Genomic DNA, 20,129 nt, shown 5'->3' on the forward strand with positions numbered 1-20,129 from the left:
GTTATCCTGCTATTATTTTTCGTTTCCAGATAATATTGCTTTGCGTATCTTGGGTAGGTTCCATACCTATACCATCCATATTGGCAGAGCAATGCAAATATTTATTTCTTAATTCTATTAATACATTATGGTCTCCTACCATACTATCAAATTCATCTGCCTCTTTTTGAATGTGCCATGTTTTTTTTCTTTTTGCCTCAATTTGCTTGTTGGTATAAAACTTTAATTTAGGTTTACCATCAAAAGCATATTCATCAATTCGCTTTTTAATGCTAGTCAATATTTTATCTTCAGAAGGTATTGCATGATATAAATTTAATTCAGTCTCATATTTCCACGGAATTTTATATTTGCGTTTTCCAAATTCTGCCATTAAATGCAGAATCACTAAGCTATATTTGTTACTAAGGCTTTCACGCGTTCCTCTTAAATAATAAGGAGCCAAACTAGGTAACTCTTTTAACTCACCAGATTTAAACCATCCTTGTTCGATTACATATTTTTTTTCTTCTTCGATTTTAGATCCGGTTTCGGTAAGTATTACAATTTCTTTTTCTCCATTTTTATATCCTCCGCCAATGTCTGAGTGACATCCAGGCAGGGTTAGCTCTATACTATTGGCTCCGGCACTGGCAATATTGGTAAGCGGAAAATTATAACGATGTTCATCTTCGGCTGTTAAATGCACTGTGAAACCCACGTTTGATATTTTTAATGGCACTTTGTCTACAGCTATATCATCAAAAACATCACCTCCATATGAAGACACGGTGTCATAGATACCTAAAAACCTAATCTTTATACGTATTGGTATTGTTTTATAATCTAACTCCTTAAATGCTTTACCCAAATAGCCAAAATCAGTACTTTTTTTATCCCTTGAACTTTTCCTTTTATTAATTTCATTTACAAAAATACGGGCAGCTGCTGCACCACGGCTAAAACCAAAAACATCAAGATATAAGGTACAAATATTTATTTCATTTTCTTTTTTTAACCTTCTTGTCACATCATAACATCCTTTTTCTACTTTTTCAAAAAGTCCTGTTTCTCCTGTACCTTTTGCCTGACCATAAGTAAAATCGCCGTAATAATCTTTTGATCCATCCTCATTTTTATCGGGATTTTTAGTTCCAATACCTTCAACGTAAACAGAATAATTGTGCATTTTTTTAGCATTTAAATATGCCTTTTCTAATTTATCTACGTTTGTATTATCGTTCCCATAACTGGTATTTGAACCGTCATTGTCTGATACATAACTATTTTTTAGTTTAGGATTCTTTCTTCTGCCTTCAATATTTTCCCTATTGTTTGATGTTCCGTCAAAAAAAACACCCATATAAACATCATTAGGTTCTTTGTCATCTTCTTTAGGGGGCACAAAACGTGGTTCTCCAAATATTATGTTCGACATAGTGTTATGATTTATTACCGGTTATTTGTATTTTTTTTGCTGAATACAAAGTCAGGTTTTCTTTTGTAGCCACTATTTCAACTTTTTCACTTGTTTCATATAATGTTTTAGAAAAGCTGATATACTCATTTTTAATTTTTACTGTAAGGTTTTTTGCTGTTTTATTGATTGCCATAATTCGTTTCAAATTTTAGAACATGTTAGATTTTTCTGCGCTGTTTATTTCTACTAAATTTTGAGAACTTTCTAAAAGCATATTTTCTGAACTACTTATAATATCAACTTTCTCCGCAAATTGTTTTGATTCGACAGAACGTCTGGTATAATTATCTGTTAACGTTTCTGTCTTATTGTTTCCACTTTCATTAATATCTCCAGTTGCTATTTGGGTTAAATCATTACCTGCTATTTGAGAAATATTGTTTCCTGCATCATAATCCATATTTTCTCCCGCTCCAATTTTTATATTTTTACCTGCGTTAACAATAAAATCTTCTCCTGCATTAAACGTGATGTTTTTTGCTGCGGTAACATTAATATTCCCTTTTCCGTCCATAAACCAGGTATTGCCGGAAGGGTCTTTGACTAGAATACTCGAATCACCTTCGTCAAAAGTTATGGTACTTCCTGTGCGGGTATAAATACTTTTTATGTTGTTTTTTAGATTACCGCCAGTTCCTGTTCTACCATTAAATAAACTACCAATTACAAATGGTCTGTTGGGATCGTTATAGCGAAAGCCCAGCATAACCTGATCGCCTACTTCCGGGATAAAAACCATACCGCGATTGGTGCTCACCTCGCCACTAGTTCCTGCATCTGGAGTCATGACGCGCAACCATGGTGTACGTTGTTGATTGGTGGCTTGCCATAGCATTTTTACACGTATTCTGCCTTGTCCTCTTGGGTCTTCGTTATCTACTACTTCGGCTTGTTGCATTTGCGCTACAGGAAAGGCGATATTGGGTTCTGGCAACTTGCGTATTTTAGCCGGCAGTGCTTTAAAACTGTTCTCGTACTCGCCTACGTCGCTGGCTTTATGGGTTATTTCGGTAATGATATAGATTCCTACTTCGTTAGTTTCATAATTGATTTTATTAATGTCTTGTCCGCTCGTATATGCCGCCAGTTTGTCTTTGACCTGCATGGCATCTATGCTAATGCTCATACCTATTCTTAAGCTTCTGTTTCGACTGGTTGCGGTTATAAAATTAGATTCTGCCGCGGCACTTTGCTGCCTGTTTTGCAGTATGGTTTGCAAATACATATCGTCACCAGCTGCAATTCGGCCATATTCTAATGATGATGTGGCATATAATTTTTGTGAAGCAGTTATAGCATCAGTACCCAATCTAGGAAATCCTTCTATTTCGTCTCTCGTCTTGGCTTGGTATAATTTGCCTATATCTTCGTTATAACTAAATGCTTCAAACTGAGTGGGAACTGCCTGAACAGAAATATTAAGGTTATAAAGATCTTTGTTATAAATTAGTTTTGTAAATTCTGTGGTGGTAATTGGTTTACCAAAAAAAAGTTTTTCTCCATCATAATACAACCATTCATTGTATTGTTTGGCTAAACGCTGTATAAACTGAAAATCAGTTTCGACGTATTGCGTTTGATATTCTAAAGTGTGGCCAAACTCTGGCTGAATATTGTTTTGTAGTTGTTCTCCTGCTGCTGTTTTTATCACTTCCTCAATGATATCCTGCAAATTGGTATTTTCCCATGAATTAAGTTTTAGTCCCGATTCAAGAAGGATGGTTTTAGAAAAACCCGAAATAATAATTTGACTTCCCACATGTCCTAATTCCTGGGCATATTGAATATTTGTTACTATTCCTAAAAAATTATTGTTGTTTGCAAAGGCAATGTGCAAAACTCCTCCCAACCATTTTTGAGCACTCTGCATTGTGTATGCTCTTGGTTGTTCGACTACAGAATGCGGAACGCTAATTTTAAAATGATGATGGTTATTAATGGTTTGGTGTAGCTCTATAGTCGTGAAATGTGAGATTTCTTTTCTATCAATACCAAATATTATTTTAGGAGTGACCATAATATGTTTCGTTATAAATTTGATTTTTAAAATTTTAACTTAAATAGATTATAGCCTAAAGTTCTTATACTGAATTCAATTTTTAAGCTAAAAATATCATGTTCTGAATATAGAAGTGATACCAATCAATGTTTTGTTCAATAAATTGTATAATAAAATAACCAAGAAGCGGTAACCTACCACTTCTTGGTTATTATTGGAGAAAAATTAAACTTTAGCCCAGTTGTTATCTAATACTGCATTACCTAATGTAATTTTCTCTGCTGAGAAAGTAATCTCAGTTACCATTGGAGTTTCTGCCAAAGCATCTAATTGCTCGCTGAAGAAAACAATAAAAGCATTCTCAAAAGAAAGTTCTTTCATTACTTGCTCAGAATCAGCTTTAAAAAACTTTATTTTTCCTCCTACCGGTTTGTGCTGGCTGTTTACAGCCTGCTCAATAACAGTGGTATTGTCTGTAGATTTTACTTTTAAGTTTAATCTGCCTCCTTTGATTTCAGATGAAACTGCTCCTTTACCATCAGTATGTCTCATCATTTCAACTTTTGAAAATAAAACTTGGTACTCCTGTCCTTCGAATTCTAAAATTGCTTTAAATGCCATAATAAAAATAATTATTTGTAAAATGTTAAAAAATTGGTTTTTAGAATCCTCTTTGTGTTTGTATGACTAGTATAAACAAAAAAGAGATATTCTATATAATTTTATAATGCCTCATTTTGTACTTAAAGTACTTTTGTTAAATTTCTTTTTACAGAAAGTTGAGGATGATTTTATAATTAATATTTGTACGAATATACCACAATAAATAAAACATAACGACAAATTTTGTAATATTTTTCATAAAAAACAAAAACATCAATAGAATGAATTAATATATAAACAATCAAAATTTATCTTACTAACTATCAATGGCTACCATTTTAAAATATAGCCTGATAAGACTCATTATTTATATTTTTAATTTTTTGATGAACCAAAAGGCAGCTAAAGTTTTTTTATAAGAAATTTTCTATTTTACAATTTTATTCGTGCGCAAATCTAAACTACAAAAACATTAAAATTGTACGGTTTTCCTCATTCTTTATGTAGTTTAAGCCATTTTTTTTATGAACATAAAAAACTTGTTTATAAAGTATTAAAAAACAACAAATTATAAAATACCACAAAAATTTAATTTAATGTTAAACTTACAAAACAGGAGTTTATAGGTTGAATTTTACCTGTAATATTGTCTTTTAAATGGGAACTTTCACGCCAGACAAGGAAAATAAGTGTATAAAATCTGAAAAAGATGAAATGATGAAAAGGGTTGAAAATTCATCAAAAAATAATTATCATTCATCTAAAAAAAATATTAGTTAATCATTTCTTAATCCCATAAGAAAGTTATCAGCATTACTATAAATTCGTCTTGTCAACTTGTATGAAATAGGTTATGTTTTAAAAAAATGACTCATTACCATGATATGCCAAAACAGATCTTGAAAATAACTTTTACCTTAAAAAATTGATTTATACAACACTTTTAAATATTGCGATTTTTCAGGGAATAGTCTTGGGCTTAATTATTTTAAAGTCGTCTATATTCAATAGTAATTCAAATAAATATCTGGCATATTTACTATTTACACTTTCAATTCTTTTACTGAATCATGTTTTTCAAATTGAAGACGCCTTTACTTCCTATCCTTTTCTACGGCTTATTGACCATATCGAATGGGTATTTCTATTACCTGTTTTCATATTCCTGTTTATTATAAACCGGATTGATGATACTGTAAAAAGCAAACAAAAATTTTATTTGTGTTTTATTCCGTTTGCCTATTCTGCTATTCTTAATATTACATACGATCTTGATCGTGTTGCAGGAATTTATACTATTCCTGAGTCAGGCATCGAATTAATCAAAATACTTGGTCTGGTTCAGCTTGTTTTAGCCGTTACATTTATACCTTTCCTGCCGCTTTACTCTTATTTTGTGATAAGACATTTGAAAGATTCACAAGAAAAAAAATGGATCATTGGCTTATTAACCATTGTTTCTTTATTATTATTTGCCTGGCTTATTACCAGTTTGATAGGTTTATTTCTAGAATATGACATTTTTCCTGCAATGAGTGTGCTTGCTTTATCTGCAACATTTATCATTCACTGGACAGCTTATATAGGCATTTACAAATACAAACTGGCCAAAAACAAAGATGCTGTTTACCATTTTCTAAATAATGATTTAGCTGTTTCGTATGGCAATCTCCAAATTGTAGAAAATAGTACGCCTGAAGAATATAAGGAAGCTATTACGGCAGATAATCTTTATTTTAAAAAACTGGAAGTTCTTTGCCAAGAGCATCACATTTATACTGACAGTACATTAAACAGAGAAAAAGTGGCTGAAAAATTAGGTATAAGTCCAGGATATGTTTCGCAAATTATAAACACAATAACTGGAGACAACTTTGCCCATTACATCAACCAATACCGGGTTGAAGCTGTGAAGGAAATGATCACAAGTTCTGAATATGAAAATTATAATTTGCTGACGATGGGATTAGAATCCGGGTTTACTTCGAAAACGACTTTCTATAAAGCTTTTAAAAAAGTTACGGGCCAGACACCAAATGAATATAAAAATACAAGCAAATAAGTCCCAATTTATCCATTTTTAAGCTTTTGAAACCTTTTGTAGTTTTTCTTAAATGAATTTTGCATTCAAATAATTCAAATCACATTTTATGAAAAAAGTTTTGCTGCTAGCTGGTGTTACAGTTTTAGGTTTTACAAATGTTAATGCCCAAAAAATTAAATTTGGCGCTAAAGGAGGTTTAAACCTTGCCACTATAAGTGGAGATAATACTAAAGGTATTGATGCGGTAACATCATTTAATTTTGGCGTTGTATCAGAAATTCCAATTTCAGATAAATTTTCTTTTCAGCCTGAATTAATGTATTCCGGTCAGGGATATAGTTTCAATGATAATACCGTTGCACTAAGTTATCTGAATATTCCTTTAATGGGAAAATATTATGTAACAAAAGGATTAAGCGTTGAAGCCGGACCGCAAATAGGTTTTTTACTTGCTGCCAAAAATGAAAAAACAGATGTAAAAGATTCGTTTAATACTTTTGATTTTGGTGTTAATTTTGGCTTAGGCTATAAACTTGACAACGGACTTAATTTTGGCGTAAGATATAATCTGGGATTAACGGATATTAATGATGTAGATAACTATTCCGGTAAAAATAAAAACAGCGTATTTCAATTGTCTGTTGGTTATTTCTTTTTCTAGAACTTCATAATTATACTTAAAGTCTTTATTCAAAAAAAAGAATAAGGATTTTAAGTGTAATTTTCATAATGGTAATTAAAGTTTAGTGATAAGAATTCAAACTTTGTAATATTTTGTCACCAAAAATAAACTTCAAAGAGATCTAAAAATAAAGAGGCGACCTTTATCAGGTTGCCTCTTTGTTTTCTTGATATCTGTTTAAAATATGCTTTAAACGTATTATCTAAAATTGTTATTATTTCTATACTTATAGGTAAACTCATTTGCCTGTTTATCTCCCGGTAAATTGTATTTCATGACAATTTCATAGTTTCCGTAACGCATAAATTGAAAAGTAGAATTCTTAAAACGTTTAGCAATTGCCTCAATACTTGTATCGCCGTTTACATAACCGTTGATAATCTGATTGTCTAAATCAACCCAGTCTTGTTTATAAATTAAAGGCAAATTGTATTTATACGGAAAATTACCTTTTGTCCAGGATTGGTTTACATTATTTTCGATACTGGTCATATAATAGGCATTAACAGGTATTGCTTTTGCAGGAATTACTCCCAGTTCACTCGTATCTCTGTTGCTTATAGCATAATTACCATTTACAGGATAATCTTTATATAAATACGGGTAAATATCTGTTCCATAATACTCATCATTAAGCTTAGACTGTGCAATTATTATTGGTTTATTGTCACTGTAATTTACTCCCTGCAGATCAGCAAGATCAAATGCTTCCTGACTGGAGATCGTATTGGTTAAGTAAATTACATCTGAATATAATGGCCAAAAATTATAATTTTGAGTACTTATCGAATTCATTTTAGCCGTAAATGTTTTGTATTTACTTGTATTAAATGAATACGTCAAACGCTCAATAGTACCTTCTGCCTTAGATAAAGCATCGGCTTGGTTTTCTTTTATTTGTATGTCGTTACCCTCATTGCTAATTGTATTTGTTTTTGTAGCGGCCGTGGTATTTCTAGACGGAGTTTGTTTAATACTGCTCACAATCGAAAAATTATATTTTTTGTCCTGATCAATATTAGGCAAATCATAATACACTTCGTTTGTACTGGTATCATAATTAAAAGCTGTTGCTTTAGCCGTAGAAGTTCCGTCCTGATCTACTTTTATATTTGTTTCCCAATTTGAATCTTCAAACAAATAATCCTGACCACGTTTTAGCTGAATATAGCCTTTAGGATATTCTTCTTCAAGGAAATATTTTTGATCTACAACCGGATACGAATATTTAATATTAGTAAGCGGAATATGGTTAGGAGCTCCTCCTGTTGTAAATAACCTTTCTTCAAATTCTGTCGCTACTTTTCCGTCTACTTTTATTGGCTGAAAAGAGCCATTTACCATTTTCTGGAAACTAACCTCAACCTGAACTTTTAGTTCTTTGTTTGGCGGTAAAATATCTGTTGAAACAAAATTAGCCCTGTCTTTCATAGAACTCCATTCTAAAACTCCGGGAATTTCTTTTGTTCCGTCAAAAATCTTAAATTTCTCCAAGATCACTTTATAGGTAACATCACCAACATCTTCAGGAATAACAAAAGCTTCATTTACTTTCATCGAAAAAGCAGCTTGTGGCACGGCAAAAACATCTATATCTGTAGAACTTTGTTTTGGCGTTACGTCTGTTATTAGTTTAAGTCCGCCTAATGGAGATGCATTTTCAAATTGACATTCTTCTCCAAGTTCAAATTTAAAACGGAATTTCCCCTTAATTAATCCTCCAAGGACGTTCATATTTCCGGCTACATAACCACGCATCCAAACCGGATTTGGTAATTTTGCCTGTAATAAAACAGCTGCTCCTCCGGAAATAATTGGAACTTTTAGTTTTAAGAAGGATAATTTAATCCTGATTCCCAATTCTCCCTGTAAATACGCATACGATTGTCCGTTTGCATACCAGCCATTTATACCTACACGCTCTCCTGTGTTAGAACATCTTGCTTCCTGATAATCCTTAAGCATAATATCAAATCCCATTCCGGCCTGAAAACGTGCGTAAAAAAGCAAGAAACTTAAATCTCCGGTATCAAAATCCAAACTTGCCCCAAAGGCAACTCCTCCTCCGTTTTTCAATGCATTTTCATCACGCATATAATCCAGTTCTTTGGCATCAACACCCAGAATCTGCGCTACGACTGCCGGTGGCGGCGGACTTCCCGGTAATAATGTTCCTGCCATAAAATAACTGGTTGTTTTCAGGTACATTCCGGCAACGCCTATTTTTATACCGCATCTGTCATCCGGTGTTCCCATGTACATGTACCAATCCTTTGGGTCTTTATGAAAAACTCCCCAAACAGCTCTTCCTCCTTCTCCAATACCCGACAGAAAATTTCCAGGGGTATTAATATATACATCTGTTGTAGCGTGCATCGAATTATTCTGGAAATCAAATTCTACTGCAGCGGCCATTTTTATACCTACCGCAGCTGATAAATCTCCCGGAATAGCTTCTTTTGCTTCCGGAATATATTTACTGGCAAAAGAACCTTTAAGATCATTTTCGGTTATACCCATAAAACTTTTCTTTGAGGTAACATTAGAGGCTACTTTACCCATTAAATCAGTAACATTTTTAAGTCCCGGAATTTTGGCCATAACATTTGCTTTCCCAAAAATCGCTAATCTGTTTACACCTCCTTTTGAGTTAAAAGCAATTTCGAATCCTGCTTCACCATCACAAACACTTTCTGACCCTATATTAAAATAAATTAAGGCTTTTACTCCCAGACTTATTTTATCATCAGGTGTATAACTCAGTCCTGACGGAGAGAAATCCCCAATGGCTACATCCGGATTTCGATGCATTTTATAATAGGCTCCTCCACCAAAACCGGTAATCATAAACGGTGCAGGAACCGGAGGCCATTTTACAGCGGCATCAAAATACCAATACCTAAAAGTCGTACGTCCAAAAATAGCTTTGGCTTTTACATTTACGACACCGGCAACATCGACTTCAAGATCTGCATTAAATCCGTTTCCGTATACAGGGTCTTTTTCCATCAGGATAAGACCTCCTTTAATCGTTAATCCGCTAAACTTACAATCGATATTAATGGCTGATAAATCCAGACCATCATACTTGCTGCGCTGCCTGTAGCCATCATCATACATTTTGCCTTTTATCCCAATACGGGCTGTGGCTCCTGCACCAACGCTTTCCATCAGGTTAATGCCCAGGTCAAAATCGATTCTGGAATTATCTCCGTTTATGGCCACATTTATATTACCAATCGAAACCGGGAAATTACCAAAGGCAACCGTACCTTTATATCCCATATTCCGAACAGAAATAATAGGCGAAACGGTTTGCAATTGCAGGTTTTCAAAAGAGATCCCTTTAAAATCAACGGTCTTTTTGCCTTCGACATCTTTTTCATCAGATGCTCCTTTGTTGGTCCCAAAAGAGACTTCTCCGTTTAAATTTGCTTTGGGTAAAAATTTCCCGTTTACTAATTTTAATTCAATAGAACTATTTGGTAATAATAAGGCTTTTGCCTTCCAGATATCAAAAGCAATAGAATCTTTTGTAACTACGACCAATTGCTGCTCCTGCATGGATATAAAACCACTATAAGCCAGACCTGCTCTATTGGTCTGGGCAGGTTTAGCCGGAGTTGTTGCAGCGTTTGCTGTTCCGGTGGCTGGTGTTGTCGTGCTTGGTGTTGTAGCCGCTGCCGTTTCTTTTTTCTCAGTAGCTGCTTTACTAATTGGTAAAAGGATCTGCCCGTTTAAATTTGCTTTTACAAAAGTATTGGCGGCAATAGTTACATCGATATGATCTAAGGAGTATGCCCATGATTTTTCCTGACTGGTTATACCACGATCCAGAGGGAAAACATTATCTGCATAAAAAGTTCCTGAAACTCCAAATTTGTCTATAATAAGATTTTGAGCTCCTACATGAAGTCTTTCTTTGCTTGAAGCGGTATCTGTAGTTTGAAATTCTTTTGGTAAACCAACATCAAAAGTCTGAATAAATACCCCTTTCCAGGATTCCTGACTTGGTACCAAAAGGGCATTTTTTGCATAATATTCCGGAAATACAACCGTTGGATCGTTTTTTAAATCACTTAAATCCAATACGGCATTACTGACCAGAAACTGAAAATTACCATCAAAATCTTTTCCGTTTCGTTTGTCTTTTAAGGTAAAGGGCTGAAGGCTTACATTTACCAAAATATCATTCCAGCTGCTTGCCGTAAAGCTAAAATCACCTCTGACCCTATTGGGGATCTGAACTGTTTTTCCGTTATAATAGGTTTTAGGAACTGTCGTTTTTGCTTCGTCGACCGTTTTTGTTACCGGATCAATTGGCAATATCAAATTTCTTGAAAACTCAACTGCCCCTGAAATTTTCATTTCCTTAAAACCGTCGCAATCCATTGTTACGTAGGTTAGATCTTTGACATTTCCTGTGGCCATATCAAAACCGCCATATAGCGATACCTGCCATTTGTTATCGCTAAACGGAATATCTACATTGCCTAATAGCACCAATTTTGCTTCTCCCACAATACCTCCCTGATGCGATAATTTGACATTATCAGCGCCAAAGAACAATTGCATAGGTTGTCCGTTTTTATCTTTTTGCGGAATATCGACTCTACAAAAAACAGTCAAAGTGGTATATTCCGGTGAAAAAACTGCTTTTGTAATCCCGATAGAATATTGAACATTACTTACCGTTTTACGAATCCCGATTGGCAGTTCTACCAAATCCTGATTCGAAAATTTATCTACCCAACGATCAGAGGCTTCGATTTTTTCGATAGCGCTCGAAGCGGCTCCTTGTTCTTTAGGTGGTGCAATATCCTGCCCATAAGAAAAAACAACCGAAAGCATGATAAATAATACCGATAAATGTATTTTGTAAAACTTTTTCATAAGCAAATAATCCTGTTTTTTTGTAAAATAAAGCATAGTAACTTTTTTTATATTTTAGCCAAACTTTTTTTTGAAACGATCCTGAAGCCTTTATTTTTATATTAAAGTGTTTCTTTCTGATTTCTAATTATTCTTTAAATATTTAAATTCAACTTCGTCATCTTTAACATTTTTAATCGCTAAATCATGATAAAACGGAATTAGTTTGATTTTTAATTCTTCTATTACTGCTGCGTCTGTTTTTTTCTCTTTCATCATTTTAAAGAAATGGCTGAGCTCTTCTTTATTAAAACTGGAAAGGTTTTCATTTTTATGAATTTCATCTGCAGGCGTATTGGCAAGTGTCGAAATCTCCTTAATCATCCATCGATGTACTAATAAAGGCTGTAATTTTTTATCTTTTCGCTCAACGAGTTTTAAATAAGAATTATAACTTGTTTTATCAGTTACATCTTCTTCTTTTACGCCATGCATTTTATGTTTGTTCACACGTCCTAAAGCCATCACATAATCATTTTCGAACCCTTCATCCTTACGAGCCATCTCTTCTTGTAAACTTTGTACCGTTTCAAGGATGTATTTATTATAGCGGTCTAAGATGTCGTTATTTAAATCATATGTATTTAAATAGTTTAAGGCTTTCTCCTTAAAACTTTCATCATCCGGAGTCAGAGTTGTAAGGGTTAATAAATGCTGTAATTCATCTGCATCTTCTTTTGGCATAGGCCGCAATGCAAGCTGAAGATCCTGAAGCTGTTTTATGATTTCGTTTCTTGTTCCTTCGTACGTCTTGTCTTTGTGTTTTATTTTTAAAACAGGGTCTGATACAATTTTTGGTTCGTCTTTATGGTCCCTTTTGGCAGGTAATTTTATTTTATCGAGTGAATACGAGTAATTTAATGTCGCGGTTAAATCATTAAATTGCTTTGCGTTAGTACTATTTCTAAACATCGAAATTATACTCATATTAAAATTATGCTGTTCCATCAATACATAACTGTTGTTGAATTTAACTCCAAACACTGAACTTGAATTTGCAGTGGCTTGGGAATTATTGTAAAGAAATCCTAAATTAGTATTTAGCTTGTCTTTAAATAATTTCTTAGAGGCTCCAACTGACGCCCCAACCGACGAATTACTGTTTTTTGCCACCTCATTACTGGTATAATTAAGGGAGCTGTTTAAGGAAACTTTCGTTGCCATAAAATTAACGGTATGTGCCAAATTATAATTCTGAACAGTACTTGCCTGACCTCTGCGTATTACGCCGCCCTGCTCATTGGCCTGTCCCGCGATGCTGTAATTAAAATTTAGATTTTGATTTCTCTTTTGTCCAAAAACATACGACATATTCATATTGGCATTTTGAGACAATTGCCTGTAATCTAAGGTATCAGACTGCACCACATTTGGATTGTTTATCAACTCAAACTGATCTAATTTTTTATTGGTGTAGGTAGAGAAATTAGAATAACTACCCGTAAAATTAAGCTGATCTGTTACTCTGTAATTCATATTGATCGAACCTACAACACGTTTGGTATCTTGTTTTTTTGCTTTTGCCAAATCATCCCTTTGATATCCTAAACTGGTCGATACGGTGATTCTATCCTGATAAAAAGGTCTTGCAAATCGCAAGGCTATATTTTCTAAATCGTTATTAAAATATAAGGCCCCTAATGTGTTATAATTAGGATCGATGCGTTCATAGGTTAATCCTACGATACTTTTTTGAATGTTGTAATCAAAATTAACGTTTAAGGCATTCATAAAACTGGTACTTTCTTTGCTCGAAAATAATTTATCCCTGAAATTTCCGCCTGAAAGATTGCTACTTCTAACATCATCTGTTAAAACAGACAAAGCGTACTCAACATTCAGATTCAAATTTTTAACCAGCGAGGTACTAAAGAGCAAACTGTTTACAAAATTCTCTTTTGGTGTTACGCCTTTATCATTGGTCATGTTGAGCGAATTCACATCGTCTTTGGCATAAAAACCTATCCAGCCTATTTTATACTGCTGTTGCTCAAAACCTATTTTTGCCCCATAACCCATACGTTGATACACAGGAATTCCGCCCATAGCTTTTTCTTCTGAGACTGCTTTAAGCAATTGCCCACCCATTAAAGTTATTTTAAACGGACTTCTTGGGGTAAGTTCCAAACCAACTCCCTTAAACGGAAAACCACTTAATGTATAAGGTGAAAATGTCATACTTACATTGCCTATATATGCTTTTACCCACTTGTATTTGGGCATAATACTTAATCTGTTAAAATCAAACGGGGCGGTGTAACCTAAATTTTCTCCTTGATTGGTAATGCTGTAAAATAACGGAACACTAAAATTAAAAGCGCTGATATTCAAATTCCCTGAAAGTAAATACGTAAAAGGCTCACGTGCATTTGGCATACTCGATTTATAGTACATCATGTTCGCATTTACATTACCTGTAACTTTAAAATTGGGTTTATAAAAATTCTCTAAATCTACATCCTGCGCATATCCTTTCCTGCAAATAAAACAGGCAAAAACAATACACAACCAAAACAAGATCTTCTTATTCTTTGTCTTCATTTACCGGTTATTGTTTTTGTACTTTGATATCGCATAAAATATAAGAACCTGCTCCGTTCTTTACCATATCCTTAATTTTAATGACTCCTTTTCTTCCGTCTTGTGTTTTAAACAAAATGATTCTTGGATAGGTAAAACCAAATTCCTGTGCTCCTGTTGCGCTATAACTTATATTCAAAGATTTTATAGGGTTATCATTTACCATGGCATCAAACTGTGCTTCGGTAAAATTTAAACCACAATTACACAAATTTTGAGAGTTTATAAAAATGGTGCTTTGTGCATTTTTTAAGGCTAAAAATCCATAATTGTTTGCCTGGTCCGGCGATATAAACCTATTATAAGTAAAGTTGCTGTTTAAGCCCTGAAAAACAATATCTACTAAACTGCTATTAGTATCGTTAATTTCGTTTGCCTTATACACCTGTCTGGTTACGGTCGAGAACATTGCGCCAATATTATTATTGTTGTGGGCCTGGTTTATACCCAATTTAATATTACTAAAAGTGCGCAAATTTGTATCCGGCAATACTGTTATAGTCGCTTTATAAATCTGACTTGTTTTATCATTCAAAGCTTCCAGAATAACTTCATGAGTTCCTGCATTTGCAAAAACAACGGTAGGATTTTCTTCTGTTGAAGTTGCCGGATTTCCGCCTTCAAAAGTCCATTTATAATTTGTCGCATTGGTCGATTTATTGGTAAAATTAATCGATACGGGAGCTTCGTAATCATCATCTTCAAACTTTGGTTCATACGAAAACTGGCTCACTAAATACGGTGCAACGGTTATGGTCTGGGTTTGCTTTTCTGACTCAAAACCATTCGAAACCGTTAATGTTATAATGTGATCTCCAGGAGTTGTAAAAACCACATTTGGCGGCGTTTTTCCTGTAAAAGCTGCAGGTGCTCCATCCTGAAAATCCCATTTAAAAGTTAATCCTTCGCCTACGGTAGTATTCTTTAAAACCACCTCAACCGGAGAAAAGTTACTTTTTATGATTTCATGGGTAAACTCAATTTTAATCCCTTCTTTTATTACTACTGTTTTACTAAATTCATTGCTTTCTCCGTCTGCATTTGTAGCGATGAGTTTAATAGTATAAGTGCCTTGTTTGCTATACAATATTTCACCCGGATTTTTTTGGGAGGATGTCGCAGGATTTCCGCCCTCAAATGTCCATTCATATTTATCGGCACCGGTAATTTTATTGTCTATAGTAATAATAACCGGAATCGATTCATCGTCGTTGGCATACGAAGTCGTAAAATCACCCTCTATGGCTATAGAGGTTTCCTGATAACAGGAGGTAATAACAATAAAAAGTAATAAGAGTAAAGTTTTTTTCATTCAGTTTATTTTAAAACATTACAGCTTTTTAAGGCTGTAATGTTTTTTTAATCTTTTATTTTTCTGTTGCTGCAAATTTTGTCTGGAAATCAGAAATTTTAACCAATTCGTTATCACTTGCTAAATACATAGTATTCCCTTTAATTTTCATAGCTTTCACACTAGCAGATGGAAAACCATAGAAAGTATTTTCTTTTTTGAATTCTAATTGTCCCTCTTTAAAAGTGCTTAAAGTGTTGTTCTGAAGATTTAATTTTGATATTCCTTTATTTTTAACTAATACATATAATTCGTTTTTAGAGTCGAAAGCAATATCAATATAAGTTTCTGTTGCAGTAGAAGTTAGAGTAGTTACTTTCCACTCGTTATTAACATATTCTAATTTTCGAATGCTGGAATTAGAAATTGCTGCGCCGTTTCCTTGATCTAAATTGTCGATCAAATACAAAACATTATTTTGAGAAATTATTCTACTTACTGTACTAAATCCTGCATTTAAGCCTGTTCCGTCTTTTATTTCATTTTTTTCTGATCCTGCAACAAATACATCGCTGCCTAATTCCGGTAAATAACGTTTTATTTGTTTATTGCCATAATCAAAAACAAAATAGGTATTATCATTATTATTACATATTGAATAAAGTCTGATTTTAGCCGCAAAAGGAGAACTTATAGCTTTCATGGTGTAAAAGGGATTCAACTCTGAAAAGTTTTTCTCAAAACGATATATTTTATCATAATCTCCATTATTAAATGGCGAAATCAAAAGTATCTCACCTGATTTTGAAACTGATAATTTACTCCCTGTACTCAATAAATCTGCAAATTTGTTTAGCGATGTAATTTTACCTTCAGAATCAATTTTTTTTAACTCAGCATCACTGTTTCCAAATTGATAAGCTGTATTGTCATCATTTATAACAAAATCAACTGTATAAGAAACATTAGCTACATAGTCAACTATTATTTCCTTTTTTGAATTAGATGTTGAATCATCTCCTGAATCTGAACTACAGCTGCCCAATACCATAAAAAGCTGCAATACTGCTACTAATAGAATTCTCTTTTTCATTTTTTTATTCTTGTTTATATATTTCTAATTTATTTTTTGTTGATCAACTTGTTCAAGCATCTCTTTTTTAATAATCCAGAACTGATGCATGGATCTGCTATTTTATTTCTCTACGTATTAATTTCTCTTCTCTTTCTTATTATTTATACACTATTAATTGTGCTAAGTTAACACAAATAAGATAAATACTATTTAAATCAATAACAAATTAAGATTTATTCTAAATTTGAGATTAATAAATTTCATATCTAATGCTCTTTAAATAATTTGCATCAGCAAAGACAAAACACTTCGCATATTTGAATATGCGAAATTCCATAACTTCCTATTGTTGCTATTACACCTATTTTTTATTCCTTATATGGCTCTTTTTTATGTAAATCTGAAACCAATCTATACGCCTCTTTTATCTTTTCTAATTCGTATTCTATATAAAAACTAGTGTTTTCTATTTCTAAAAAAATAGGTTCTATAATTTCTTCAAAAAGTACATGTCCAGAATATTGAAGTTTTGGTCTTTTATTTATAGCATATAATTCAATGTAAAGCATATTTTTTAATCTAAATAATAAAATTCTTCTTCAGACATATTTTCGTTATTAAAATTAAAATCTTCTTTATGTTCTAAAAACCTCATTATCAAAACAACCCCCGCTGGTGCGAGCGTCTCGCTCGTTCCTTAATCTAAATCATCCTGAAAAAATACGAGAATACTGATTTTTTTATTTCAATGAACGTAAATTTAAATACCCTTTGCAATCACGAGCAAGATGCTCGCACTAACAGGTTCCTTCTATTATCCTAATTTTTTTTATACGGATCTTTTTTATACAAGTCTAAAACACTTTTATATGTATCTCTTAAATCTTGTAATTTGTATTGTTCATAAAATGTTGTGTTTTCTAATTCATTAAAAATAGGTTCTACAACTTCTTCAAAAAGTACATGCCCAGAATACTTAAGATTTAATCGTTTATTTAGAGCGAATAATTCTATATATATCATATTTTTTAAGCGAAATAATACAAACTCTTCTCCTGATGTATTTTCATGATTAAAAACAACTGAACTAACCTCGTCCAAAAATTCTATCATGAGTTTATTTAACTTTACAATTGATTCTTCATATAAAATTATTAAATCAGAATATGCTTCTTTAAAAATATATTTTTTCATTAATTCTTTTGTTCTAAATTCAAGTTTTTCCACATCCGAAAGTGAAATCCAATGCACATCTTTTTTAAGCCCCTCTATAAGTTGTATTTCATATCTGTGAGTATTCTTTAAAAGATACAAATCTTCAATTTTAATTATTTCATCTAAATTCATAATTCTTTTATTGTTATTAAATATAAATTATTAATTACATCTGGAATTGCTACATCAATTGCTACATCATCCAAATTTATAATCTCTTTCCCAATAAATTCAATCTTCTCGATTTTAAATCTTGATTTGCTTTTATGTAACATTTCAAACCTGTGCGAAGTCTCCTGACTTCGTACGCGTTCCAATATTATCTTAGTAAACTGCGTATATTTTTATGTCAATGAACGTATTTGCTTTTTTACCCAACATATCTATTTGTTACCAATAGCTACGAATCTATTTGTTACCAATAGCTACGAAGTCAGGAGACTTCGCAGAGCGGACTTATAACAACTTTAGAAATGTAATCATCATTTATATCTAATGTATTATCTTTTAAATTTAAAACATCTTCTATAAAAGCCTCAGATAAATCAACATAAAATTTCATAACATTCCTAATTTTAGTATCATTCAGTAATTTCAAAGGATCGAGCTTAACAATATTTTTTATAAAACTTCCTATAATAATTTCTTTCTCGTATAAGCACGTAGTCAAAATTTCTTCTAAATTAAGTTTTCCAAAACTATCAGTATTAAAAAAAAAGGGTCTTGATAATTCTGCTCTATTATTATATTCTATATTGATAAAAAAGTTAAGTTCTGCCTTAACTAAAATGATATCCTTGCCGTAATAATTATATCTTGAAATTACATTCAAATTAAAGTAACAAGAATCATCTCCCTCATCTACAATATAAATTGCATATAGATTAGATAGATTAAAAATTTTAAAATAGGATTTTATGTAGTCCGTATTGAATACCTCTACAGATACATTGTATTTAATATCACCTTTATAATTAGTCTGTATAAAAGGAATATTATCATATCCCGTAACAAATCTTTGAGATATTAAATTATAATTTCTTAGTCTGTCCATATCACGTGTTCATGAAGTTTATTATTGTCTATATTTATGTCATCATACTGGTCAATATGAAATTCTCCGCGCTTTGCGAAGTCTCCTGACTTTGTACGCGTTCCAATATTATCTTAGTAAACTGTGTATATTTTTTTTGTCAATGAACGTATTTTATTTTTTTTGTCAACACAAATATCTATTTGTAATTTCCAATACCTGCGAAGTCAGGAGACTTCGCAGAGCGGAGTAACTACTATCTTTAAAATAAAATCCCCATGCAGCATATAGCTCGCCATCCATCCAGTATTTATTTGAAAAGTTTTCCATTACCAATCCGTAGGTTTAATAATTATTCTTTTATTATTAACAATAATGTGCAATTATTCTAAACTTTTAAGCTCATTTAATGTAAACATTTTACCATCTTCGACCCCAATTAAACCGTTATTTTTAACAGCATTCACAAATTCTTCAGCAGAATTCAAATTAGGAAATGCGCCATTTGCTATTTCAATTTGTCCAAATTTCTTTGGATATAGATCTTTCCATAATTTAGTAAGCTTTTTTTCATTTAAACTTCTCTATTATTAATTGAAGATTAGCATAAACATTATTTTCAGCATTTGCACTTGCCGTTGCCGGTCTTTTACATTCTAAAATCCCTTTGTTAGGTCCTGAAGTAAATACTACATCCACTTCGTTCGGAGAAAATACCGACTATTTTATTTCAATAAACGTATATCTATAAAAACTATCGAACATATTTTTTATTTATTAAATCAATTTTATACTTAGTGTAAATTTGATTTGATGCCATCCAATAATTTTCCATTTTTCGTAGAACATTTGCACAATCACCTTCTGAGTGGTGGATATTCAAAACCAAATCATTCTCTTTTAATGACTTAAATAAATCAAATTTCCCTTTACTTCTTTGTCCCTCCCCATAATAAGTGTAACTCTCCCAAAAAAAACTCAAACACTTAGCATATTTTAAAAAATATCTATTTTCAAAATTTAGTGTTTCAATATTCAATTCATTATTCTGAAAAAAAAATTCTATTTCTTCAATAGATTCGAGAGTTAATGTTTTAGTTAATGTTTGCTTTCTTAAATCACAAATACTAGTATAAGCTTTGCTTAGTAAGATTTCAATTTCAATCTTTTTATCCGTCGAATTTGCTCTTTCTAATTGTCTTAATAATTCATCCAT

General features: G+C 32.4%; 14 protein-coding genes. 2 read left to right on the forward strand and 12 right to left on the reverse strand.

Annotation, left to right across the window (positions count from 1 at the left end; translation table 11 throughout):
* Nucleotide 1 precedes the first annotated feature (1 nt).
* From RC62_RS09220 to tssD, 4 genes are all read right to left on the reverse strand, one after another.
* Nucleotides 2-1,417: a T6SS phospholipase effector Tle1-like catalytic domain-containing protein gene (locus RC62_RS09220; RefSeq protein ID WP_082421257.1), complete on the reverse strand. Its 1,416-nt coding sequence runs from the start codon at nt 1,415-1,417 to the stop codon at nt 2-4.
* A 4-nt stretch (nt 1,418-1,421) separates the two neighbouring features.
* Nucleotides 1,422-1,592 (reverse strand): hypothetical protein, encoded by a 171-nt coding sequence (locus RC62_RS22855; protein ID WP_157472448.1) that lies wholly within the window; start codon nt 1,590-1,592, stop codon nt 1,422-1,424.
* A 15-nt stretch (nt 1,593-1,607) separates the two neighbouring features.
* Nucleotides 1,608-3,476: a type VI secretion system Vgr family protein gene (locus RC62_RS09225; RefSeq protein WP_082421258.1), complete on the reverse strand. Its 1,869-nt coding sequence runs from the start codon at nt 3,474-3,476 to the stop codon at nt 1,608-1,610.
* Between the two features lie 207 nt (nt 3,477-3,683).
* Nucleotides 3,684-4,079 (reverse strand): type VI secretion system tube protein TssD, encoded by a 396-nt coding sequence (gene tssD, locus RC62_RS09230; RefSeq protein WP_055094778.1) that lies wholly within the window; start codon nt 4,077-4,079, stop codon nt 3,684-3,686.
* A gap of 907 nt (nt 4,080-4,986) precedes the next feature.
* Here tssD and RC62_RS09235 point away from each other — a divergent pair.
* Both RC62_RS09235 and RC62_RS09240 read left to right on the forward strand, forming a co-directional pair.
* A complete protein-coding gene (locus RC62_RS09235; RefSeq protein ID WP_055094780.1) occupies nt 4,987-6,123 on the forward strand; it encodes a helix-turn-helix domain-containing protein in 1,137 nt (378 codons plus the stop codon).
* A gap of 88 nt (nt 6,124-6,211) precedes the next feature.
* Nucleotides 6,212-6,766 (forward strand): porin family protein, encoded by a 555-nt coding sequence (locus RC62_RS09240; protein ID WP_055094782.1) that lies wholly within the window; start codon nt 6,212-6,214, stop codon nt 6,764-6,766.
* A gap of 219 nt (nt 6,767-6,985) precedes the next feature.
* Here RC62_RS09240 and RC62_RS09245 read toward each other — a convergent pair whose 3' ends face one another.
* The 8 genes from RC62_RS09245 to RC62_RS09280 form a co-directional block, all read right to left on the reverse strand.
* A complete protein-coding gene (locus tag RC62_RS09245; protein ID WP_055095165.1) occupies nt 6,986-11,680 on the reverse strand; it encodes a hypothetical protein in 4,695 nt (1,564 codons plus the stop codon).
* Nucleotides 11,681-11,803: 123 nt separating this feature from the next.
* Nucleotides 11,804-14,260, reverse strand: coding sequence for a hypothetical protein (locus RC62_RS09250; RefSeq protein WP_209435098.1), 2,457 nt, complete (start codon nt 14,258-14,260; stop codon nt 11,804-11,806).
* A gap of 7 nt (nt 14,261-14,267) precedes the next feature.
* Nucleotides 14,268-15,611, reverse strand: coding sequence for a PKD domain-containing protein (locus RC62_RS09255; RefSeq protein ID WP_055094785.1), 1,344 nt, complete (start codon nt 15,609-15,611; stop codon nt 14,268-14,270).
* Nucleotides 15,612-15,666: 55 nt separating this feature from the next.
* On the reverse strand, nt 15,667-16,683 hold the full coding sequence (locus tag RC62_RS09260) for a hypothetical protein (RefSeq protein ID WP_055094787.1): 1,017 nt from the start codon (nt 16,681-16,683) through the stop codon (nt 15,667-15,669).
* Between the two features lie 350 nt (nt 16,684-17,033).
* Nucleotides 17,034-17,234 carry a hypothetical protein gene (locus tag RC62_RS09265; protein ID WP_055094789.1) on the reverse strand — a complete coding sequence of 67 codons (201 nt, stop codon included), beginning with the start codon at nt 17,232-17,234 and terminating at the stop codon, nt 17,034-17,036.
* Nucleotides 17,235-17,484: 250 nt separating this feature from the next.
* The gene (locus tag RC62_RS09270) at nt 17,485-18,012 is read right to left on the reverse strand and encodes a hypothetical protein (RefSeq protein WP_055094791.1); all 528 of its coding nucleotides are present in this window, start codon (nt 18,010-18,012) and stop codon (nt 17,485-17,487) included.
* A 301-nt stretch (nt 18,013-18,313) separates the two neighbouring features.
* A complete protein-coding gene (locus RC62_RS09275; protein ID WP_055094793.1) occupies nt 18,314-18,934 on the reverse strand; it encodes a hypothetical protein in 621 nt (206 codons plus the stop codon).
* A gap of 733 nt (nt 18,935-19,667) precedes the next feature.
* Nucleotides 19,668-20,129: a hypothetical protein gene (locus RC62_RS09280; RefSeq protein ID WP_055094795.1), complete on the reverse strand. Its 462-nt coding sequence runs from the start codon at nt 20,127-20,129 to the stop codon at nt 19,668-19,670.

The sequence above is a fragment of the Flavobacterium aquidurense genome, assembly GCF_001404985.1.
GTDB lineage: Bacteria > Bacteroidota > Bacteroidia > Flavobacteriales > Flavobacteriaceae > Flavobacterium > Flavobacterium aquidurense_B.